Origin of the sequence: Calothrix sp. UHCC 0171, from assembly GCF_034931845.1 — a bacterium.
In the GTDB taxonomy this organism is placed as follows: Bacteria; Cyanobacteriota; Cyanobacteriia; order Cyanobacteriales; family Nostocaceae; genus Brunnivagina.
Genome location: NZ_JAYGHN010000002.1, coordinates 268,223 through 289,520 on the forward strand (window position 1 = coordinate 268,223; position 21,298 = coordinate 289,520).

Here is a 21,298-nt window from a genome sequence, read left to right on the forward strand (position 1 = left end):
GAAACAGATTGATGACTTAATATTTCCCCAAATTCAGCACTCATTACTCAAAACTTAGCCCTCAGAAGTATATCTGTATATTTATGGTTAGCGCAGTCAAAATCTTGTTAATTGAAGACAACTTGGCGGAAGCTAGGTTTTTACAAGAGTTACTGACGCGAAACTCCACAGAAGCCGATACGCGATCGCAATCTACTGCGTTTACTTTAATACATGTAAAACGTTTACAAGATGGTTTAAAAGAGTTAAGCCAATATCAAGTGACAAATGACAAATTATGTCCCTATGATGCAATTTTACTTGATTTGACCTTACCAGATAGCGATGGTTTAGCTTCACTTTCGCCTTTAATTGCTCTTGCACCCAGTTTACCAATCGTAGTTTTAACTAATACGAATGATGATGAATTAGCTGTGGAAGCAGTCAGACAAGGAGCGCAGGATTACCTCATCAAACGACAGGTAAGCGATAAAGTGCTATTGCGATCGCTGCGATATGCTATAGAAAGGAAGCAGGCTTTAGAAAATCTTCGCGCAGTTAATCAGAATTTGGAAATTCGTGTTGAAGAGCGAACTGCGGAGTTAGTCAAAGCGCAGGAAATAAATCAGTTTAAATCAGAATTTGTCTCGATGTTATCGCACGATATTCGCAATCCCTTGAATACGATTTTACTGGCTGCGGGATTGCTACAAAATAATGACCATAAATTATCCCAAGAGAAGAAAACATCGCATTTTCAATTAATACGTTCTGCCGTTAAAAGTATGTCGCAGCTATTAGATGAAGTGTCGTTTATCGGACAAGCGGATACTGGTAGACTTGCCTATGATTTGATTGAACTTGATTTAGAGAAATTTTGCTCTCAAGTGGCTGAGGAAGCCCAACTTGCAGCTAATGAAAGTAAAAAAAACCTCATCTTTACAACTTCTGGAGATTTCTGTACAGTTGCCTTATGGGATGAGGTTTTACTCCGACATATTTTATGTAATTTACTGAATAATGCGATTAAATATTCACCAGAAAATAGCACTATTCTCTTTGATTTAATTAATCAAGAAAATCGCGTTATTTTCCAAATTCAAGATTCAGGTATTGGGATTGAAGAAGAAGATTTACCATATATTTTTCAACCTTTTCATCGTGCCAATAATGTTGGGAAAATTCCCGGTACAGGTTTAGGTTTAGCGATAGTGAAAAAATGTGTTGAAGCCCACCGTGGTGAAATATCCGTTTGGAGTGAATTAGATATTGGTACGACTTTCACAGTTAGTTTACCGTTGATTTTGGAATAGATTAGCCTGGATTTAAATTTAGTGACTGAGATTCCTGACTTTTCCCAGCAGCCAGGAATTTGTTTTTTGTGAATTTCTGAATTAGTTGAGACTTATAGCAATTCTCCAAAAGAAAGTAACAGATGATGACACGGGGATACGGAGATGAAGAGACATGAAGATTTATCTGTTGCCACATTTTGTGGAGATGGCATTACGAAAGTGAGATATCAATTTTTATTAGTATAGTGTCTTTTAAGCATAAATATATCAGATTTTTATATATCCATCTTCAGTTAGATAATAATAATTTTTTACCACTCAAATTAATGTGACTTTGGCTAGAGGAAAATACCAGTTTAGTCTCTTTATTATGGGTAATTGTTCCGCAATCTTTGCAGCCCAAATCAAGATTAAATCAGCAATTTTGAGCAGCAATTTGGAACTGCTTCGAGTTGAGCGATCGCAAAACAAGAATCAGACAACAACTACCTGAATTTAAATTAGAAAAAAATCCAGAGGAATAAGAAAATGAATCGACTAGTTGCTTTTGTAAAAAATATTCGTCCTTTGAAATTCATCGCTGTAGCATTTCTGAGCTTATGTTTGGTATTCTCACAAGCTGCTAATGCCGTAGCCGCAGCAGCAAAACCAAATCCTCTCAATAACTCCGAATATTACACCTCTAAAGAAGGAAATGCTCTGAGTAGAGACAAAAATACTCTTAACAAATATGAAGGTGGGATGAATAATTTTAGCGATTTAGACGCTCGTTCTCACAAGGCAGAAGCTAGAGCTAATGCCGAAGCCAAAGCACTCAAACAGCAAGCCGAAAAGAATGCTCAAAAACAGTCGGGCAATCTAGTCGAGAATGTTCGTCGTGTTGCCAATGATAGCGACAAATTAGGCAAAAATATTCAGAGTCAGACTGATTCTATCAAGGATAAACTCGGAGCCGAAACCGAAAGTTTTGCTGACAGTACCAAGCAAGGTTTACAAAATATCAAGAATAACGCTCAATCTGCCCCTGATTATGCTAGTAAAGTCAGCGATCGCACTGTTGGCAATCAAGTGGATAGATAAGATGCCCCTAGCCAGTAGACTTTGAGAAACGCTGACTAAAATTTAACGATAACTGACCCTTTCCCTTTAATTTAAGTGGATATTTTCAAAGGGTCTTTCTGTGTAATTATGATTTTTTTGATGCCATACTTGCAGGACATGTTGTTGAATTTGTCGCCACGGAATCTGATTTTTTCTGGCTAATGCGGCACAATCTTCATATTCAGGTTGAATATTAATTATTTTCTTGTTAATATCTTCCCCTTGCCAAGCAATTTTCACGCGCACCGTACCAAATTCAGTTTCTATCGATTGAATCTCGCGTTTGAGAGTAATTCGTTCCTGGATGGACGTACGTATTCCTAAAGTTGTGGTTTCACGAAATATAATTTCCTGAAGGCGATCGCAATTTTCTATTTGACAAATAACTGTGAGTAAAATTCCTGGACGACATTTCTTCATGCCGATCGCCTGTGTAAATACATCCAATGCGCCAGCCTCAAATAATGCCTCATACAAGTAACCAATTGCTTGAGGATTTAAATCATCAATTTGAGTTTCGAGAACTAAAACTTGTTCTAGATAAGGACTAGTTTGTGGGGAATTGAAGTTATTTGTAGATTTATTTGTGAACTTATTTATACTTGTCTCCTCAACTTGATTTGAGTCTGGAACCAAACCCAACCAAGCCTGTAAAATATTTGGCAAAGTTAAATTTAAATTGCCTGCACCAAGTCCAATTTGTTTAATTACCATAGCTGGAGGAGAACCAAATTCCTGCACCAGGGTAGTTGCGATCGCGGCACCAGTTGGTGTCACCAATTCCTTATCAATCCCATTACTATAAACAGGGCAACCGCGCATTTCCCACAGCTTTAATACAGCCGGAACCGGAACAGCCATTAAACCATGGGCAGCTTTTACTGTTCCCCCACCTGTTGGCAATGCTGAACAATATAGCAACGGCAAACCAAATTCATTACTGCTAATATCCAACCAATCCAAACACAAACAGGTGCCCACAATATCGACTATCGCATCTACCGCCCCCACTTCATGAAAATGTACCTTTTCTGGGGCGATTCCGTGAACTGCACCCTCAGCTGCCGCTAATTGTCGAAATACAGCCAAACTCCATTTTTCTGCCTTTTCTGGCAACTTCGCCTCTAAAATCATGGCTACAATTTCTGGCAAATGTCTTCCATGATGGTGTTTGTGGTGATTTTCGTGATGATGTTTATGTTTATGCTTATCATCATGGTGGTGGTGTTCAATCAAATCCACATGCAACTTCATCGCCTCTTGTCCATTGCGATGCACCAACTCTGTTCTTAAATAATATTCATTCTCAATTCCTAAAGCATTGAGTTTTTCCGTTAAATATTCGATAGGGACACCTAGATTGACTAAAGCACCCAAACACATATCGCCAGAAATACCCGTAGGGCATTGAAAATAAAGGATTTTACTCATGGATTTGTAAAGAGGTAGTGGTTAATGGTTAATTGTTAGTGGTTGGTGGTTAGTGGTTAGTAGTTAGTGGTTAGCAGTTCGTATGCCAAGCATTCACCCTTAATGATTAACGATTAACCATTAATAGCCCTGAACCACTTTTAAAAATTTATGGCAAAAATATTTTCAATCCATCCTGAAAATCCTCAAACTCGCAGAATAGAAGAAATACAGACAGAACTGCGTCGCGGTGCAGTGATGCTTTACCCTACCGATACAGTTTATGCGATCGGTTGCGACCTTAATGCCAAATCGGCGATTGAACGAGTGCGAAAAATTAAGCAGTTAGCAAACGACAAACCACTGACCTTTTTATGTTCTTCGCTTTCGGATATAGCAACGTATGCCTATGTTAGCGATAATGCTTACCGAACGATGAAACGTCTCATTCCTGGACCTTACACATTTTTGCTACCTGCAACCAAATTAGTTCCCAAACTGGTGCAAAGTCCCAAACGTAAAACTACCGGAATTAGAGTGCCCAACCATAAACCCTGTTTGGCATTGTTAGAAGCCTTAGGAAATCCGATTATCTCAACTTCAGCACATTTGCCACCCGATGAAGACGATGATGGCGAAGTTGATACGGAATATGAAACAGGAATTACCCAGGCGGAATTATTCGATCGCTTGGATGATTTGGTCGATATTATCGTCGATACTGGCGAGGAACCAAATAACGAAGTATCCACCATCCTCGACTTAACAGGAGACGAGGCTGTTGTTGTACGTCAAGGTATTGGAGATTTGAAGTTTTAGATTTGCAACTGAAGATTTGAAGTTTGAGATTTGACTGTCACAATAAAATCCCAAATCCCCAATTTTAAATCTAATCTCCAAAATGCCTATGTAGATTGTTTTTTTGGCTACAAAAGCAAAAAAGGCGATCGCACCACTTTTAAAAGTGTCATACTCGTGTGGCTGCAAATAGCCACTGATTAAAACTGTCTGAAGGCTTTATTTATAAACCTTTGAGCCAATTGGAGGTGGAAACTGTCATCATTGTGCCAGTCATCATGTGGTGCGTGTCGAAAAAGCGACACAGAGAGATACCCGTAACTTTTTTAGATTCTCTACAGTCATAAATGTGAGCGGTGCTTGAGGCAATCGCGAGGAACGCACCCAGATTCTCCGATGCTTCCCCCCAGTACGCTTGCACTATTAGTTACGGTGCTATCTCCCAGGAACAAAAATCATGAAAGCAAATTTCGCCAATATCTCTGCTGCTACCAACAGAATCCCTACCACTGCCCAGTTAACCGAAATTAACACTGCCAATACAAACGACAATGCTTTAGCTAATTTGCTTTACCAGGAATTGCAGGCACAAGTTAAAGCTTCCCCTAGCTGTGTTAAAGCCGTTGTTGAACGTATTGCCAAAGAAGTCGAACGCATTTGCGATAAAAGTTCTCGTATCCAAACGTCGGGAGAAATCAATTCTTGGTTGCTGACATTGGCTCGCCACCGAATTCAAAAATGTCTTCGTTACTACCAACTTGGTTCACGCCGAGGACGGATTGAGCTTCACAGTGGCTTAGGTGCTATGGTATACCGTCATATCTCAACTCCCAATACTCAGTTGGGTTTTGAGGGACGCTATAATCTGATTGAAGATTTTCTCCAAGCATTTTATATTGAAGCTATTAAAGCTTTTCGTCGCGAGACTGAATTAGCTGAAGATTATTCGCCACGTACACAACTGCAATTAGCAGAATACATGGCATTTACAGAACAATACGCAAAACGTCGCATTAATTTGCCTGGTGGTTGCAACCAACAATTAATCATTTTACGTGCTCAAAGCTACAGCCGTCGTCAACCTCAAGAAACCACCGTTGATTTTGAAGCAGCGCTGGAATCATCTCGTGGAGAGGATGCAGAAGCATACCAACGCAATTCCACAGTCCAACAACTGCGATCGCAAATGGTGGCACAAACAAACTTTGATGTGGCTGAAGATTCAGAACGCGATCGGGTCATTTGCGAATTGATTCAATATCTGGAAGCGCAAGGACAGCAAGATTGTGTCAACTACCTCACCCTCAAACTTCAAGATTTGCCTGCACCTGAAATTGACCAAATCCTGGGCTTAACTAGCCGTCAACGTGACTACCTCCAACAACGGTTTAAATACCATGTAGAAAAGTTTGCCCGTACCCACAATTGGCAATTAGTACATCAATGGTTAGGTGCAGGTTTAGAGCAAAAATTAGGATTATCTTCTCAGCAGTGGGAAAGTTTTGTTAACCAACTGAATGAACAGGAACGCCAAATTTTGCAACTCAAATCAGCACAACAAAGCGACCAAATTATTGCCAAAACAGTAAAATGTACTCCCAAACAACTCCAAAAACGTTGGACTCAACTATTAGAAATGGCATGGTCAATTCGCAACGGTCATGCGGAAGCACAAATCAGTTAAGCTGAAATTATATGTCCTCTTGAAATTAGGCATAATGTCTATTTCCGGCTGATACAAGTAACATAAATCCCTATTATCGACGATTTCACCCGTCATTTTATTTAACTCAAATGCTAAATTATGGCTCCCATTATTGCCTTACTCATCTTCCCACTTAGATACTTTACGCAAGTGAATTTATCTATTTTTGGGAAGTGAGAAGTGGGAGAGACCGCACAAATAAAGCCAATTCAATTCGGGTGAATTATGGAATATTTTAAGTCTGCTAGTAAAAGTAAATCAAAAAGTGAATAACCACGCGATCGCAATTCAATTTAATTGAAGTTAATTTCAAATAAAGAGAAATTCAATCCTTTGAGAATAAGATGTTTATTCGCAAATAATAGACTAAGATTTTGTGAAATATTTTCAAATTTGCTGTTTAATTACTTCTGCTAATAATCCTGAATTAACCATATTTAAATTAAAAGTGTAGTCAATATAATTAAACGTTTCTTCCAAAGGCTTTAACGTAGTTTTCCAACCTAAACCATCTGTAACCCAAATAAGTTTATGGTTTTGTGCTGATATAAAATCAAAAAGGTTTCTGTATTCTCCTGCGGTTGATTTAAGTTTTGATCCACCACCTCCATAAAAATTTACTTCGATAAGATAAAGCATTCCTTGATTATTAATCGCAAAATCAAATATTCTGCTTGACTTATCAACTTTAACGAATATGCCCCAATTGCTAATTATCTTCTCAGCAGTCGCTTGCTTGAGATAGAAAAAATTATTCTGAGTACATATATTAGAGACGATTTGCTCTGTAATCATCTCCATACTGCTCCCACCACGATTCTTACGTCCATTTGTATCTAATCCTACTTCAATACCTAAAACATAGTCAGGTATACTTTTAATAGTTCTATTAGAAAATAAATCTAACACCCCTGTTTCTTTCATAAACTCAACTGCCTCATCAATTTCTTGTAGACTTAAAGACTTAATTTGTTTGGAAAAATTATAATTTTTGTACTGAAAATTTCCATTCAAATAATTTGTCAGAATTTGAAAATTAGAAGTTCTACAAGCAATTAAAATAGGAATTACACTAAATATTTCTGGATAATTGTTCAGCAAATATTTCAGTTCTTGTTCAAGATTATTTTTGCCAATTAAAGTATTTAATATATTTAAGCTAATTTCAATCTTTCGGAAATTAGCAATAACTTTTTGCCAGTTGACATAATAAGTCCAGGGTGTGATTGAATCAGTCAGGGTATTTTTAAAGTAAGAAAAAACTTCCTCAGAATTAGAACAATGAATTAAATTCTTGAAAATCGGGTTAAACTTCATTTTAAGTTATTAAAATTTTATTAATAATTCATGATTAGAAGTTCTTTGATTTCTCCTCGTTTAGATGAGTTACTATTTATAGAGCGAGCAGCTTTGATTCTTTCAATTTTATATTCACTATAAATATCATCAAAAAAGTTATCATTTTGGTCTTGATTTTTGGGGTCTGAATTACTTAGCATCAATTTTACCCCAATAGCATCAAGCTGTTTAAATAGACGGCTTAACTTCAACTGCTCAGTATCACTGAAATTATTTTCTGAGTAAGAAGTAAAATTAGAAGTTTTACTAATAGGTCTATAAGGAGGATCAAAATAAGTAAATGTAGATGAATCTGAAAATTGTTTGCTCAGTTCAAAATCTCCTAACTTAATAACAGCTTTTTTTAATACTTCCGAAACAGAAAACAAATTTTCTTTATTGCAAATTTTTGGGTTTTTATATCTACCTACTGGTACATTAAAGTAACCTTTAGAATTTACTCTGAACAATCCATTATAACAAGTACGATTTAAAAAAATAATTTGTGCAGTTCTTTGTATCCAACTGGGAGAATAGTTATGAAAATCTATCTCTTGTTTTTGCGAATTAAAGTTAGTTCTAATTTTATAGAAATATTGTGTCTGCTCTTGTGAAGAAAGAGAAAAATATTCAGTTTGAAGACTAGATAATTCTTCTATTAACTCTTCTACGTTTTGTTGGATAGTTTGGTATGCTAGTATCAATTCTGGATTAATATCAAATAAATAAAATTCCTTGATATCCTCATAATTTGAAGCTAAGTAGAAAAAAACTGCACCCCCTCCTATAAACGGTTCTACATATCTCTTTATTGAGCCATCAATTAAACCTTGTGGGAAGTAATGGCTCATTTGTTCAATAAGCTTACCCTTTCCCCCAGCCCATTTCAGGAATGGCTTTGGCTTGGGTAATGAGGATGTTGATAATGATGACAGCAACACGTTTCGTTCCTTCGGTAGTAGTGATTTGTTTTGTCTTACTACCTTGATTGTTCTATCTCTATTATAGTTTATATGTACTACTGAAGACATGCTTTACAGAAAATTGGTAAAAACTGTTGTATCTTATACCAATTATTCAAAAAATACAAAATTATTGGTATGCTATCTCTTTTAGTCGCTAGTCACATCACTTAAATTTACATTTTTCTCTTCTGTTATTGTGGGTCTATAGTAAAAATAAATAATGTAACTTAATGTTTATTCTCAGATTATTACTGCTTGCTTTTGCCGTCTGAACGTTTGAAAAAATACTTATTTCTCAAGTCTCTGAAAGTAAACAGCCAATTAGCCAATTAGGTAAATAGACAAGATTATAACTTTCATAAATGATTTGGGAATGCTCTATGATTTTCTGGGCTATGTAGATTACAATTAGGTGTAAGAATTACATCAAGATAAACACATACCATATTACAGGGCTATTTAGATTCAAATGTTTGACGGATTTTGGGACAACGTTTTTCGCTACCCTCGCTACTTTATTACAACTCTTTTGGGTGTGTTGTTAAGTACCTTTGCACCGCTAGCACCCTTGCTTAAACGTCCAACGACTCTAGTCGCTATTATTAGTCTACTAATTAGCGGTTTTATTTTTGTCACATTTACTTTACGTGCAATGTTGGGCTTGAGTGCTGTCTAGTGGATGCAGGTAAATTTACGGCAAAGCATTCTAACTCAGAATACAATCACAATACAATATTGTTATTGAATTGAGTGCGAGCTAGAACAAAAACTACAATTTTGTCTCATACTACTCACTTTCACTAGCAAAGTTTTTTGTAACATAACCTCTCTTCAGGAGGCTTAATCTTTATGGCTACTAATCGTCGTGTTTCCCGCGTTGCTGAACTAATTAGACGCGAAGTCAGCCAAATGTTGCTGAGTGATATTAAAGATGATCGCGTTGGCGCTGGAATGGTTAGCGTCACAGATGTTGATGTGTCCGGCGATTTGCAGCACGCCAAGATTTACGTATCAATTTACGGTACGGATGAAGCTAAAGCTGAAACAATGGCTGGTTTGAAATCAGCTACTGGTTATGTCCGCAGCGAGTTGGGGGCGAGGGTTCGATTGCGTCGTACCCCGGAAGTAATATTTATTGAAGACCGTTCAATTGAACGCGGTACAAAAGTATTATCGCTTTTAAATCAACTGCACATTCGCGACGATGATGAATTGGCGGAAAATTCACAAGATGATTGATTTGTAGTTGGCTAATGGTGGCTTGAGGGCAATAGTTATCACCCTGCGATCGCTTTCAGTAAATTTTAATACTTGTTTTCAAACAGTCCCGAAATCATTGTTTTGACGCGAACAGCCGAGAAAACAATGATTTTAGATTATCCAGGGAGACAGGATATATTTGTATTGTTTGCGATGACAAACTACGACTGCATTAAAACCAATTCTTCTGTTTCCACCGCATTCATCTCATCCAAAATCTTCCAAACTTCTTGCATCAATTCATCCAAACCTGCACGAGTCGCAGCCGAAATTATAAAGACTTTATTCTCAGAAATACGATGAAGTTGAATTGCCAATTCATCTAAGTTAATATTTTCACGATCTACAGCGTCGATTTTATTCAACGCCAAAATATGTGGACGTGTAGCTAAATTTTTCCCGTATGCAGCCAATTCTCCCTGAATTGTTTGATAATCGCCGATAATATCTTCGCTGGTTGCATCGATTAAATGGAGTAAAACGCGGGTTCTTTCAATATGTCGTAAAAAATCATGTCCCAATCCTGCACCTTGGGATGCACCTTCGATTAATCCGGGAATATCAGCAAATACCGTACCATCGCCAGTAGGTTTCCTGACTACTCCCAAATTAGGTATTAATGTCGTGAAGGGGTAATCAGCAATTTTGGGACGTGCCGCAGATAACGCCGAAATTAAAGTTGATTTTCCCGCATTCGGAAGTCCAATAATTCCCACTTCCGCCAAAAGCTTTAATTCCAAACGCAGTGACTTAATCTCGCCATCTAAACCTGGGAGTGCATATTCGGGTGCGCGGTTACGGTTGCTCAAAAAATACTTATTGCCTAAACCACCTTTACCACCTGCGGCAATCAACACAGTTTCTTCGGGTTGTATCAAATCGGCAATGACATCACCTGTTTCCGCATTATAAATAATTGTTCCACAAGGTACATCAATGGTTAAATCTTTACCATTTGCCCCTGTACAATTGTTGGGACCACCACGGGAGCCATTGCCAGCTTTAAATTTATGGTTGTAGCGGAAGTCAAGCAAAGTTTGTAAATCTTCAACAGCACGAAAATATATTGAGCCACCTTTTCCCCCATTTCCACCTGCGGGACCACCTGCGGGAACGTATTTTTCACGTCGGAAAGCGACAATCCCGTCGCCGCCTTTTCCGGCTTCAACTTCAATATTTGCTTGGTCAATAAATTGCATAAGTAATAGTTAATGGTTTTTAAGAGTTATTAGTTAATGATTACGAGCTAGAAATTAAGAGCCATATAATTATAGACTCTTAATTTACTCTTAACTCGTTTCTTTGATGAAAACCCAAACTATTCTTGCCACTTCTTGCCTAATTTTCAGTTGTCATTCCGCAGATTCTGGGTAGATAGATATTTGCCGATGGTAACGCTGTACGCCGATGCAGGCTTGCTTTTTTATCAAGGGTAGACATTAGACGATCGCCTACTGTACTCTCTGGTTTCTAATTCTCACTATGTTTATATATAAGGCGTAATATCTTCTTTGCATTCGTCTGCGAGATAGGAAAGGGCGCGAAAACGCAAACCTACAAGCTGTTCATAGAGAGGATTGATTTTACATAATGGGGGAATGTGGACTATTTTGCGTCCAAATAATTTCACATCCCTTGCAAAGGGACATTGGGAAGGAATCATTTTACACAAGAAACGGGCAACGCTGGGGTCCTGAATTTCGAGTCCATCTAGCCAGTCGCGTAGGGGATGGAGTGGATCAACGGGACGTTTTAATGGTGTTGTTGTTGGGGCTGTTGTTGGGGTTACTGACGTTGAGGCTGCGGATGTTGATACTGCTGGTTTTAGTTCCTCTGGATGTTCGAGGGTATAGCGTAATGCTTCCAGAATATTGCCTGGTTCTCCCAAAGCTTTGCACAACTCGTGCAACATATAATCTTCGCTTTTAGTATAAATACCATCTGCGATCGCCACCATTACCGCAGTCCGCAAAAAGTTTTCTGCTAGGGGTGTACCTTTCCCTAATACATCAGCTAGTTCTTCTGGTGAAATATCCTCCAAAGTATCCATTTTCATGCCAGGAGCTAGCTCATTCTGGGTAATACTGGCAATTAGCTCCTGTTCTTGAGCATCGAAGTCACCATCTGCCCAAGCGATCGCTAGTAAACCCCGCAACCAAGCAGACACTTGTTCTTCACTATAGTTCGATTGAACCGCACTCGTCATAAACTCACGCCTCAAGCTATTTCAAGTCCATAGTAGCCTGTGGAGACGAAGGGGAAAACAGGGAGTGGATGACACGGACAAAGGTAGATGTGGAAACTACTAATCCAAATCGAATCCTGTTTTAAATTGCTACTAGGAAAATTTTACGCTAGAATTTTTTCTGGACGTATTGATAATTATTTTTAATTGCTAAAAATCAGTTTTGATCAAGTTATATCAAGAAGAAATTACCTAATTAAGTCACAATGTTTACTTTATAGAGAATATGAATGTATTCTCAGCAACTAAAAGTTCAGATTTTATTTGCTAAATTTTTGCAATAGTCTATTGCGAATTCTCGCTAAATCCTAAATTATTGAATCATCGCCCATTATCCACTTCAACACTAAAAGGTTATTAGTAATGTTTTATTTTGGCATTGAACATGAAGTCGCTTTCGTTGACTTCGCGGGAAATTTTGTGGATTTTTCACGAGCAAAGTTTGCTGATTTTAATCAAATTATTGCAGCATTACCTGAATATGCGAATGATTCTTTATATTTACATATGGGGGATGCTGGAATTAGGAAAAAACGATGGTATATTGAGGGTTTTGAACGTTTCGGATTGAATGAAGAATTTGTGGAATGTGTTCCCAAAGGGATTGAAATTCGCACTACAATTCATTCCAGTATTCAAAATACTATTTGGGAATTAAATGAGAGTTTTTGTTTACTCCGAGATGTTGCTGCTAAATTCGGACTTTTGCCTGTTTTGATTAGCTATAATCCTGCTCTCACAGCCTACGAGCCGCAACCACCATTAAATGCATACGAACTCAGTGAACTACAAGCTTATCCAGACGAGCAAACAGTGAATATTTACATGGTTTCCTATGGACCTGATTTGAATATTTCCCTTGCTGACTTGCCAGTAGAAAAAGTGATTCAAATTGGTCAAAAACTTACTTATTATAGTCCTTATATTGTTCCTTTTAGCTACAGTTCTCCCTTTTATCAAGGTAGTTTGTGGGAAGGATTATCTGTGAGAACATTTATCCGCACTGGAAAACGGGCAGCCACGAGAGTATTTGTCGAAAAGCCAGAGCAATTAATTTCCAGTATTCCAGCATTGACAAAAATTGCTCGTCTGCCGGCGGAAATTGGTAGGATTGAATTTAAGTCCTGCGATAGCTGCGATGATTTTTCTATATATGCAGGAATATTAGCTTTATTGAAAGGATTAATTCTTGATCATAGCTTACCAGGATATGCGATCGCACCTAATCCGGCAATGCATCAACTTTCGGCAAGGGAAGCATTTGATAATGAGGAGATTTATAATACAGCATCTCAGATTATCCAAGCTGCCGAAATTGCACTGGCAAATGATCCTGATATTAATCTGCTTACTCCTTTAAAAAACATGTTAGAAAAACGGCAAACCCCTGCCCATCAAATGATTCGGACTTTCAACAGTTTGGGTTCAATTGAACATACATTAATGCAAACATATTCCAGTTTTCGTTAATTTTTTATCTTGGCTGACTGGGGGGAATTTGTTCGGTAGTAATCAAAGCTTCCATAACAGATTTAGCAATTGGTGCAGCTACGGTTCCACCATAGGCATTTGCCCCTTTGGGTTCATCAACGATCGCCAAAACCACATAACGGGGAGATTCGGCTGGTAAAATGCTAATAAAGTTGGTAATTCTCGCATTACTTTGATAACCCCCAGAACTACTAGCTTTTTGGGCAGTTCCGGTTTTGCCCGCAATCCGATATCCAGGAATCCTGGCTTCTTTTCCCGTACCTTTGGCGGAAACTACAGTTTCCATCATTTCCACGACTCTCTGGGTGGTGATGGGTGAGAAAATTTGTCGAGGTTCTGCACGTGTTGGGGTATAGTGCATTTGTTCTTTGCTATCTAACAAGCCTTTGATGGCGTGGGGTGTGACTAATTTGCCACCATTGGCTAAAGCCCCAGTCATTTGTACTAATTGTAAGGGTGTTAAGGAAAAACCTTGACCAAAGGAAGTGGTAGCTGGTTCAATGGGTGTGGCGACAAATTCTTCTTGGTTTTTGAGTTGGCTGGCGACTGAAAAAGGTAAATCTGTTTCTAATTTTTGCCCTAAGCCTAACTTTTCTAACCAACCATAGTAAACACTAGGGCGCAAGCGCTGAATCATTTGCACCATGCCGATATTACTAGAGTTTTGTAAGATTTGGGCGATGGTAATATTTCCGTAGCGTTTGTTTTCAGCATTCTTAATCGTGCGATCGCCTACTTGAATAATACCCGAATCATTGAATGTATCATCTGGCTTGATAATACCAGCTTCCAGGGCGATCGCCACATTCAATGGTTTAAAAGTCGAGCCTGGTTCGTATAAATCGGCAACAGTCCAATTTTTAAACAGCGAAATGTCTGATTTAGAATACTCATTAGGGTTATAAGTTGGTTGTGTCACCATTGCTAGCAATGAACCATCATAAGCATCCATGACGATGACAGCACCACGTTTAGCACTGTACCGTTTCATCTGATTTTTGAGAGCAAACCGCGCAGCACGTTGCAAACGACTATCAATAGTTAGTTGCAAGCGCATGTCATCAAAATTGGGAAAACCTTCGGGTACATAATCTGGCATCAAAGCACCATTGCCAGCACGACTCAAACGCACTGTTTGCACAGAACGTTCCAACAGCTTTTCTTGGCTGTATTCTAGCCCAGCTTGTCCGCGACGATCCAAGTTAACATAACCGACTACCTCAGAAACTAAATCCTGCTGTGGGTAGAAACGTGCATATTTTTGGCGCAACTCCAACCCATTGAGAGATAATGCAGATACGCGATCGGCTAATTGTTCGGGTAATGTCGAATTTAATACAATACCACTCTTTTTAGCTGCAAATTTAGTTTCTAATTCACTTACTTCTTTATCTAAAATTGGCGCTAAGAGTTCCGCTACCTTATGACGTGGCTCGTTAAATTGCCTAGGATGGGCATACAAAGTATACACCTGTTGATCAATTGCTAATACATCCTTATTCCTATCAACAATCTGTCGGCGAGGCATATAGGGACGCAAATTCACCATTTGCTGCTTTCTTGCCTGTTCCGTTAACTTGGGACCACGCACAATCTGCAAATTGTATAAATTAAAACTCAAAACTACTCCCGCCGCCATTAGCACTCCCCAAACAGCGAACAAACGAATTTTCGGATTAGATATTTGTTCTGTTGCTGGTGGTATCAAAGTATCCGGCGATTTCCGCGCTGTCCGATTTCGCAGACTGGTTTTAAATTCTGACTTCCGAAAATTTCGGAATTTGATTTTGCTGGGAAACTTCTGCATGGGGAATACTAAATTATTGGGTGCGGTTAAGTATGTATTTTGCTGTAGATGCTTTGAGGGCTGAGTTTTGATACCAATTTGAAAAAAGAATGCGACAGATGAATTTTGTAGAGACGTGATATAGCGTCTCATCTTCTGGATGTGTTGCAAACATTTTTTTCATTGTTCTTTTCCTAATACCCAGGAATAGACTTTTGCTCTCGTGGAGTCACATGATTAGGTTCGTTAGGAGAAAGAGAATTGACAGAGTTGGTAGTTCCAGGCGCAACCTGTAAAAAAATCGTTCCGGCGGGACTGGGAGAAACTAGTCCTGCATTCGGTTGTTCTGCATCAGCAGCCATTTTACTTTTAAGTACACCATTTGTAATGGTTAATTGCCGCTCATGACGTTGCAAATTTTGCAACCTCCGATAAGATTTACCCCAAAGTTGTTGTGAGTATACTGTCCAGCCATAGGCAATTAGTGTTGCCATGACCAGTACAAATGATACCACTGCCGTTTGACGTTGCAACTGATGTAAACGCAGCAGCCACGCAGGCATTGCTTCTAATGCTGACATAACAGGAATTGTGCTGCTGTTTTTTCCTTGAGTCTCAGATTTTTGGGGCTGAGTGCGAGGTTGCACTTGATTTAACTTCCGTTTGGGAATACTTGTTGAAGTCATGGGACTCCTGATATTTCCCGAACCACCAATGGAAACAGATGTACGAGAATTTGCGCGAAGTCGAGAACGTCTACCTCCGAACCAACCAGCCTTTGTAGAATTATTAACGTCTGATTTACGAGCAACAGCCATAGGTTTTAGTTGAGAGTAATTTTTTTGAGAGTCAACTTGGTTGAGATTGAAAATACTGTATTGTAGTTTAAGTATTAACCTTGATGCAGGGTAAAATTTACCTTAGTGTAAGCACTAGTCTTTGCTAATGGCAAAATTTACTCAAAATGAAGTAGGAACTCTATCCCTGATGATTAGGGTTATATTGAGAGGCTTTTGTGAATTCAGCTAAAAAAAATTTAAAAAAAACAACAAATGCGGTATCTTAATGTTCAGGCTTAAAACTATTAGTGCCGCATTTGGTGAAAGAGGAGTTATGAAAATTAAAATCTTTGGTATTGCTCTTGTATTAGGTCTAGCAACAGTTCTTGGAGCTTGTGATAGTGGTGAAACCCCCCCCGCAGGTACCACAGCATCCCCAACAGGTGAACCAACAGACGCTGGCACTACTACAGCCACACCTACACCCACAGCTACAGGTACACCTGCCAAGTAAGGCGAAGCCCTGACCTTAAAGTTTCATCTCAGAACTTTTGGGATACAGATTTGGAGCTTTCTTGCTTCCAGCGAATAAATCATTACATCTTGAGCTAGTGATGAGTCCAGCGATCGCTAAGTAATAGCTGTAGTATCAGTAATTTGAATTTTGACAGCGTTAATAAATTTACGTATAGTCTCGCTGGAAGTAGCCCTTAGGCATTTTCTCTAGCATATTCATAGAATATAAAAATATTGACCTTGGCAACGCTTGCTGTCTTGCCGGGTCTTTATTTTATTTACTTAATGAACTTAAATGATGAATTATTGATATTAAAAGTTAATTGATTGATTATTAAATGTAATCAGATGAGTCAGTCGATTTGGGATTGATTCTACGAATTAAATTGGGAATTATTGGTTAGGGGGATGAAAATAAACAAACAACTTCTGCTAGCGGCGATCGCAGTCATCACCACTATTTCCATCTGGATAGCTGATAATTGCTTACAACCAGCATTATCTTTACCACCAGCCGACGATATACCTGAAGAAATCTTGCGGACAGAGATCATTACCGCCGCGCGATCGCCTATTGATGGGAAAAAACTCACAGCCGCAGAATATATCGAACTGCAAGCTCAACTACGGGAAGTTCCGCCACCCAAACTTGATTCCGGAATCCGCGAACGAATTTTTCTGCTTCAGATACGTAAAGCTTTACTGCAACTTTTCCCTTTTTTGAATTTTTAGGCTCAAATCAGCAACGCCGTATCCCCAATCCTGAATTCATCAGTAATTGTAATTGGTTATCGTTTTGTATCTTCTCTCAATACCCTATTACCCATTCACCCTTGATCCTTAGCCAAATAGGCGACAAAATTGCAAATAAATGTAAAGAATATATATAGACAAAGATAAAAAAAGAAAATTTACTTAGCCCTTTACTGCTGCACGTAGGTAGTTTCATGTCTATGACCACTCTTCCTTCCGAACAGGTTAACCGCATTATCTGGAACCAACATCAAGACCCTTTTGAGGTTCTCGGTTCCCATCTAATTGAGCAAAATGGTAAAAAAGTCTGGGCTGTGAGAGCCTATCTACCAAATGCTAGTGAGGTATGGGTAGTCCTGCCGGAAGAACGTAAAGAATACCCAATGGAAAGCGTGCATCACCCTCATTTTTTTGAGTGTACGATTGAGATTAAAGAACTAAACAACTACCAGTTAAGAATAAAAGAAGGCGAACACGAACGGGTAACTTATGACCCCTATGCTTTCCGTTCTGCCAGAATTACGGAATTTGATTTGCATTTATTCTCAGAAGGGAACCACCACCGCATTTATGAAAAATTAGGGGCACATCCGACCGAAATTGATGGCGTAAAGGGCGTTTATTTCGCAGTTTGGGCACCCAATGCTCGGAATGTCTCCTTACTTGGTGATTTTAATAATTGGGACGGACGCAAGCACCAAATGCGTAAAGGTCAGACGGGGGTTTGGGAATTATTTATTCCCGAAATTCAAGCGGGGGAACACTACAAATACGAAATCAAAAATATTGAGGGGCATATTTACGAAAAATCTGACCCCTACGGCTTCCAGCAAGAACCCCGTCCCAAAACTGCTTCCATTGTCACCGACCTCAGCACCTATGAGTGGAATGATAGTGACTGGATGGAGAAACGTCGCCACACCGAACCCCTGAACCAGCCAGTTTCCGTCTATGAGGTGCATTTAGGTTCGTGGTTACATGCTGCGAGTGCCGAACCCGCCACACTACCTGATGGTACATATGCAGCTGTCGTTCCCGTGTCTGAACTCAATCCAGGTTCGCGCTTTTTAACATACCGCGAATTGAGCGATCGCCTGATTCCCTATGTGAAGGAGTTGGGATATACCCACATTGAACTCTTACCCATTGCTGAACACCCGTTTGATGGTTCCTGGGGGTATCAAGTCACTGGATACTATGCACCCACATCACGTTTTGGGACACCGGAAGACTTCATGTATTTTATTGACCAATGCCATCAAAATGGAATTGGTGTCCTTGTGGATTGGGTTCCTGGGCATTTCCCCAAAGATGGGCATGGTTTAGCATTTTTTGACGGGACGCACCTCTACGAACATGCTGACCCCCGCAAAGGCGAACATAAGGAATGGGGGACATTGGTATTTAACTATTCCCGCAACGAAGTCCGCAATTTCCTGGTGGCAAATGCGCTATTCTGGTTCGACAAATACCATATTGATGGAATTCGGGTTGATGCGGTTGCGTCTATGTTGTACCTCGATTATTGCCGCAAAGAGGGCGAATGGGTTACTAATCAGTATGGTGGCAGGGAAAATATCGAAGCGGCTGATTTCCTGCGTCAAACGAATCATTTAATTTTTAGCTACTTCCCTGGTGCTATTTCCGTAGCCGAAGAATCAACCTCTTGGCCTATGGTATCCTGGCCCACATACGTTGGTGGACTGGGCTTTAATTTGAAGTGGAATATGGGTTGGATGCATGACATGCTCGATTATTTCAGCATGGATCCTTGGTTCCGTCAATTCCATCAAAACAACATTACTTTTAGCATGTGGTATCACCACAGTGAGAATTTCATGCTGGCACTGTCCCATGATGAAGTTGTGCATGGGAAGAGTAATATTATTGGCAAGATGCCCGGTGACAGGTGGCAGAAATTCGCGAATGTGCGGACTTTATTTACTTACATGTTTGCCCATCCAGGTAAGAAAACCATGTTTATGAGCATGGAATTTGGACAATGGAGTGAGTGGAATGTCTGGAGCGATTTAGAATGGCATTTGTTGCAATATGAACCCCATCAGCAGTTAAAGCAATTTTTCGCTGATTTGAATAATTTGTATAAGAACGAACCTTGTCTTTACAGCCAAGATTTTGCGGAAGAAGGCTTTGAGTGGATTGATTGTAGCGATAACCGTCATAGTGTGGCTTCGTTTATCCGTCGCGCCAAGGATACGAATGATTTTGTAATTGCAGTATGTAATTTTACGCCACAACCCCATTCACATTACCGTATTGGTGTACCTGAACCTGGTTTTTACACTGAGTTATTTAATAGTGATGCCCGTAAGTATGGCGGTAGTAATATGGGTAATTTGGGTGGTAAGTGGACTGATAATTGGTCGATGCATAGTCGCCAGTATTCGCTTGATTTGTGTTTACCACCATTGAGTGTGTTGATTTTGAAGTTGGATAAACAGAAGACAGCGCAGGTAATGGAACAGCAATAGGATTCTGTGATTTGTTGTCAATAAAAATTCTTGTGGAGGTGGGCAATAAAATAAATAATGCCCACTTTTTTTCGATTATTTTTGGAAAAATTAAATAATCTCAAACTCAATCTGGTGACTTTTTAGAAAACTATGGGTGAAGTGGTCAACAACATTTGTATCACTTAATTCCAAATTATAAAAATCCACCACATCATGGTTAAAATATGGTCCTGCGTGCCAAGTTCCCAGATTTAACTTAATAAAGCAATTGCCAGGAATTTGAAATGCTTTCATTTGTGATAAGTCGGGTTCACTCACCTCATTATTGGGTGGACAAACGGCGATTAACCAGTTTTTTCCTGCTAAAGAACCCAAACATTGTGTACATTTCACATGACGGGTAATCGTATGAAATCTTGTTCCTCGTTTTTGCAACTGCATAATATAAAAACGAGGTGTACCCTGATCTAAAATTAATTGAGCATCTGTGCTATCAAATGTTGCACCATCTTGACTGGCAAAAATTACTTGTCCGTAGGGAGCAAAGCTTTCTGGCGCGATCGCTTCTGCTGGAATTTGTTGTATTGTTGTTGAAGTTGCCATAATTATGAATTGAAAGGAAGGACATTTTAACCTTAGCTAATAAATTACACCTCGATAAATACGTTTTTTCAAGTCTTCTGGTTTACTCTCTGATGGAGCCTCAAGTAAAGTATTTTCATTGGTAATAACTTTATAAATGTTGCCTCGATAAGTCATTATCTTTTCTCTAGTATCTGACTGGAAATGTGTTTGAGAAACAGAGTTTTTTTCAACTATTTTCTCATCTTCAGGTGCTTCAGAATCCCCTTGATTTGTTGTTTGAGGAGGAACTAAGCTTGGGGGAGACGGGAGTGTTTGCAGCTCATTTTTAGAGGCTGTGCAGGGTTGCGATCGCCAGAGGGTGATTATATGTCTATCTTTCACCAATAAACACTTAATATTTTGTTGTTGATAGTCTTGATACATTTGTTCCGCAGCAGCTTGAACTCGTAGAGAAAATGAGGTATCTCGCGAGTACAAGACATCATCTAAAATCAGATGATTGATATCAGATTTTATTGCCCCCATCCTAGCCAAGTCTTCTGCTAGAATAAGCTCCGTCATCTTAGAAATCCTGATACTAAAATACATAGTCAGCATATCAGTTTTTATTCTCTCAGTAATATTAAAAAATGTATTCGGCACAATCATGCGTAATTCCTGATTGCCGGAATGAATCTATATTGGAGAACTTGAGGATTAGAGATAAACTACAAAATTTTTATTAAACTGTTTGAAGATTATTTTTTCAAATGGATAAATCGAATATGTTTAATTTAAAATGCTTGCTTGAAATTAAAAAATAGGACTAATTCAATCCA

At 39.0% G+C, this 21,298-nt stretch carries 21 protein-coding genes; 11 read left to right on the forward strand and 10 right to left on the reverse strand.

Going from position 1 to position 21,298, the window contains the following annotated elements:
* Positions 1 to 83: 83 nt before the first annotated feature.
* Both VB733_RS03140 and VB733_RS03145 read left to right on the forward strand, forming a co-directional pair.
* Positions 84 to 1,292, forward strand: a complete 1,209-nt coding sequence (locus VB733_RS03140) for an ATP-binding protein (protein WP_323338647.1) — start codon at positions 84 to 86, stop codon at positions 1,290 to 1,292.
* Positions 1,293 to 1,802: 510 nt separating this feature from the next.
* Complete coding sequence (locus VB733_RS03145; protein WP_323338648.1) at positions 1,803 to 2,354, forward strand: hypothetical protein; 552 nt, start codon at positions 1,803 to 1,805, stop codon at positions 2,352 to 2,354.
* Positions 2,355 to 2,420: 66 nt separating this feature from the next.
* Here the strand turns inward: VB733_RS03145 and larC are convergent, their stop codons facing one another.
* On the reverse strand, positions 2,421 to 3,806 hold the full coding sequence (larC, locus tag VB733_RS03150; protein ID WP_323338649.1) for a nickel pincer cofactor biosynthesis protein LarC: 1,386 nt from the start codon (positions 3,804 to 3,806) through the stop codon (positions 2,421 to 2,423).
* A gap of 150 nt (positions 3,807 to 3,956) precedes the next feature.
* Here larC and VB733_RS03155 point away from each other — a divergent pair, with 150 nt between their 5' ends.
* Together VB733_RS03155 and VB733_RS03160 are read left to right on the forward strand one after the other, a co-directional pair.
* The gene (locus VB733_RS03155) at positions 3,957 to 4,604 is read left to right on the forward strand and encodes an L-threonylcarbamoyladenylate synthase (protein WP_096612129.1); all 648 of its coding nucleotides are present in this window, start codon (positions 3,957 to 3,959) and stop codon (positions 4,602 to 4,604) included.
* Positions 4,605 to 4,634: 30 nt separating this feature from the next.
* Positions 4,635 to 4,787 carry a hypothetical protein gene (locus tag VB733_RS03160; RefSeq protein ID WP_323338650.1) on the forward strand — a complete coding sequence of 51 codons (153 nt, stop codon included), beginning with the start codon at positions 4,635 to 4,637 and terminating at the stop codon, positions 4,785 to 4,787.
* Between the two features lie 19 nt (positions 4,788 to 4,806).
* Here the strand turns inward: VB733_RS03160 and VB733_RS03165 are convergent, their stop codons facing one another.
* On the reverse strand, positions 4,807 to 5,004 hold the full coding sequence (locus tag VB733_RS03165) for a hypothetical protein (protein WP_323338651.1): 198 nt from the start codon (positions 5,002 to 5,004) through the stop codon (positions 4,807 to 4,809).
* 36 nt (positions 5,005 to 5,040) lie between these two features.
* Here VB733_RS03165 and VB733_RS03170 point away from each other — a divergent pair, with 36 nt between their 5' ends.
* Positions 5,041 to 6,267, forward strand: coding sequence for a HetZ-related protein (locus tag VB733_RS03170; RefSeq protein ID WP_323338652.1), 1,227 nt, complete (start codon positions 5,041 to 5,043; stop codon positions 6,265 to 6,267).
* Positions 6,268 to 6,675: 408 nt separating this feature from the next.
* On the opposite strand, the gene VB733_RS03175 is transcribed toward VB733_RS03170, so the two are convergent.
* Both VB733_RS03175 and VB733_RS03180 read right to left on the reverse strand, forming a co-directional pair.
* The gene (locus tag VB733_RS03175) at positions 6,676 to 7,605 is read right to left on the reverse strand and encodes a type II restriction endonuclease (protein WP_323338653.1); all 930 of its coding nucleotides are present in this window, start codon (positions 7,603 to 7,605) and stop codon (positions 6,676 to 6,678) included.
* 20 nt (positions 7,606 to 7,625) lie between these two features.
* On the reverse strand, positions 7,626 to 8,567 hold the full coding sequence (locus tag VB733_RS03180; RefSeq protein WP_323338654.1) for a DNA adenine methylase: 942 nt from the start codon (positions 8,565 to 8,567) through the stop codon (positions 7,626 to 7,628).
* A 493-nt stretch (positions 8,568 to 9,060) separates the two neighbouring features.
* On the opposite strand from VB733_RS03180, the gene VB733_RS03185 reads away from it, so the two are divergent.
* Positions 9,061 to 9,267, forward strand: a complete 207-nt coding sequence (locus tag VB733_RS03185; RefSeq protein ID WP_323338655.1) for a DUF751 family protein — start codon at positions 9,061 to 9,063, stop codon at positions 9,265 to 9,267.
* 173 nt (positions 9,268 to 9,440) lie between these two features.
* Positions 9,441 to 9,830, forward strand: coding sequence for a 30S ribosome-binding factor RbfA (rbfA, locus tag VB733_RS03190; protein WP_323338656.1), 390 nt, complete (start codon positions 9,441 to 9,443; stop codon positions 9,828 to 9,830).
* Positions 9,831 to 10,012: 182 nt separating this feature from the next.
* On the opposite strand, the gene obgE is transcribed toward rbfA, so the two are convergent.
* The gene (gene obgE / locus VB733_RS03195) at positions 10,013 to 11,050 is read right to left on the reverse strand and encodes a GTPase ObgE (protein ID WP_323338657.1); all 1,038 of its coding nucleotides are present in this window, start codon (positions 11,048 to 11,050) and stop codon (positions 10,013 to 10,015) included.
* A gap of 287 nt (positions 11,051 to 11,337) precedes the next feature.
* The gene (locus VB733_RS03200; RefSeq protein WP_323338658.1) at positions 11,338 to 12,057 is read right to left on the reverse strand and encodes a Mo-dependent nitrogenase C-terminal domain-containing protein; all 720 of its coding nucleotides are present in this window, start codon (positions 12,055 to 12,057) and stop codon (positions 11,338 to 11,340) included.
* 402 nt (positions 12,058 to 12,459) lie between these two features.
* Here VB733_RS03200 and VB733_RS03205 point away from each other — a divergent pair, with 402 nt between their 5' ends.
* Complete coding sequence (locus VB733_RS03205) at positions 12,460 to 13,566, forward strand: glutamate--cysteine ligase (protein WP_323338659.1); 1,107 nt, start codon at positions 12,460 to 12,462, stop codon at positions 13,564 to 13,566.
* Between the two features lie 4 nt (positions 13,567 to 13,570).
* Here VB733_RS03205 and VB733_RS03210 read toward each other — a convergent pair whose 3' ends face one another.
* Both VB733_RS03210 and VB733_RS03215 read right to left on the reverse strand, forming a co-directional pair.
* Positions 13,571 to 15,394 (reverse strand): penicillin-binding protein 2, encoded by a 1,824-nt coding sequence (locus VB733_RS03210; protein WP_323338725.1) that lies wholly within the window; start codon positions 15,392 to 15,394, stop codon positions 13,571 to 13,573.
* Positions 15,395 to 15,567: 173 nt separating this feature from the next.
* Positions 15,568 to 16,191 (reverse strand): hypothetical protein, encoded by a 624-nt coding sequence (locus VB733_RS03215; protein WP_323338660.1) that lies wholly within the window; start codon positions 16,189 to 16,191, stop codon positions 15,568 to 15,570.
* Between the two features lie 295 nt (positions 16,192 to 16,486).
* On the opposite strand from VB733_RS03215, the gene VB733_RS03220 reads away from it, so the two are divergent.
* The 3 genes from VB733_RS03220 (at position 16,487) to glgB (ending at position 19,913) form a co-directional block, all read left to right on the forward strand.
* Positions 16,487 to 16,666, forward strand: coding sequence for a hypothetical protein (locus VB733_RS03220; protein WP_323338661.1), 180 nt, complete (start codon positions 16,487 to 16,489; stop codon positions 16,664 to 16,666).
* Positions 16,667 to 17,076: 410 nt separating this feature from the next.
* A complete protein-coding gene (locus tag VB733_RS03225; RefSeq protein ID WP_323338662.1) occupies positions 17,077 to 17,400 on the forward strand; it encodes a hypothetical protein in 324 nt (107 codons plus the stop codon).
* A 221-nt stretch (positions 17,401 to 17,621) separates the two neighbouring features.
* Positions 17,622 to 19,913: a 1,4-alpha-glucan branching enzyme gene (gene glgB / locus VB733_RS03230; protein ID WP_323338726.1), complete on the forward strand. Its 2,292-nt coding sequence runs from the start codon at positions 17,622 to 17,624 to the stop codon at positions 19,911 to 19,913.
* Positions 19,914 to 20,003: 90 nt separating this feature from the next.
* On the opposite strand, the gene VB733_RS03235 is transcribed toward glgB, so the two are convergent.
* Together VB733_RS03235 and VB733_RS03240 are read right to left on the reverse strand one after the other, a co-directional pair.
* Positions 20,004 to 20,498 carry an ureidoglycolate lyase gene (locus tag VB733_RS03235; protein ID WP_323338663.1) on the reverse strand — a complete coding sequence of 165 codons (495 nt, stop codon included), beginning with the start codon at positions 20,496 to 20,498 and terminating at the stop codon, positions 20,004 to 20,006.
* Positions 20,499 to 20,534: 36 nt separating this feature from the next.
* A complete protein-coding gene (locus tag VB733_RS03240) occupies positions 20,535 to 21,041 on the reverse strand; it encodes a hypothetical protein (protein WP_323338664.1) in 507 nt (168 codons plus the stop codon).
* Positions 21,042 to 21,298 lie beyond the last annotated feature (257 nt).

Excerpts from the sequence above, each read along its gene's own strand:
- VB733_RS03140 (WP_323338647.1), top strand. The coding sequence starts at position 84 with ATGGTTAGCGCAGTCAAAATCTTGTTAATTGAAGACAACTTGGCGGAA.
- VB733_RS03145 (WP_323338648.1), top strand. The coding sequence starts at position 1,803 with ATGAATCGACTAGTTGCTTTTGTAAAAAATATTCGTCCTTTGAAATTC.
- larC (WP_323338649.1), bottom strand. The coding sequence starts at position 3,806 with ATGAGTAAAATCCTTTATTTTCAATGCCCTACGGGTATTTCTGGCGAT.
- VB733_RS03155 (WP_096612129.1), top strand. The coding sequence starts at position 3,957 with ATGGCAAAAATATTTTCAATCCATCCTGAAAATCCTCAAACTCGCAGA.
- VB733_RS03170 (WP_323338652.1), top strand. The coding sequence starts at position 5,041 with ATGAAAGCAAATTTCGCCAATATCTCTGCTGCTACCAACAGAATCCCT.
- VB733_RS03175 (WP_323338653.1), bottom strand. The coding sequence starts at position 7,605 with ATGAAGTTTAACCCGATTTTCAAGAATTTAATTCATTGTTCTAATTCT.
- VB733_RS03185 (WP_323338655.1), top strand. The coding sequence starts at position 9,061 with ATGTTTGACGGATTTTGGGACAACGTTTTTCGCTACCCTCGCTACTTT.
- rbfA (WP_323338656.1), top strand. The coding sequence starts at position 9,441 with ATGGCTACTAATCGTCGTGTTTCCCGCGTTGCTGAACTAATTAGACGC.
- obgE (WP_323338657.1), bottom strand. The coding sequence starts at position 11,050 with ATGCAATTTATTGACCAAGCAAATATTGAAGTTGAAGCCGGAAAAGGC.
- VB733_RS03200 (WP_323338658.1), bottom strand. The coding sequence starts at position 12,057 with ATGACGAGTGCGGTTCAATCGAACTATAGTGAAGAACAAGTGTCTGCT.
- VB733_RS03205 (WP_323338659.1), top strand. The coding sequence starts at position 12,460 with ATGTTTTATTTTGGCATTGAACATGAAGTCGCTTTCGTTGACTTCGCG.
- VB733_RS03210 (WP_323338725.1), bottom strand. The coding sequence starts at position 15,394 with ATGCAGAAGTTTCCCAGCAAAATCAAATTCCGAAATTTTCGGAAGTCA.
- VB733_RS03215 (WP_323338660.1), bottom strand. The coding sequence starts at position 16,191 with ATGGCTGTTGCTCGTAAATCAGACGTTAATAATTCTACAAAGGCTGGT.
- VB733_RS03220 (WP_323338661.1), top strand. The coding sequence starts at position 16,487 with ATGAAAATTAAAATCTTTGGTATTGCTCTTGTATTAGGTCTAGCAACA.
- VB733_RS03225 (WP_323338662.1), top strand. The coding sequence starts at position 17,077 with ATGAAAATAAACAAACAACTTCTGCTAGCGGCGATCGCAGTCATCACC.
- glgB (WP_323338726.1), top strand. The coding sequence starts at position 17,622 with ATGACCACTCTTCCTTCCGAACAGGTTAACCGCATTATCTGGAACCAA.
- VB733_RS03235 (WP_323338663.1), bottom strand. The coding sequence starts at position 20,498 with ATGGCAACTTCAACAACAATACAACAAATTCCAGCAGAAGCGATCGCG.
- VB733_RS03240 (WP_323338664.1), bottom strand. The coding sequence starts at position 21,041 with ATGACGGAGCTTATTCTAGCAGAAGACTTGGCTAGGATGGGGGCAATA.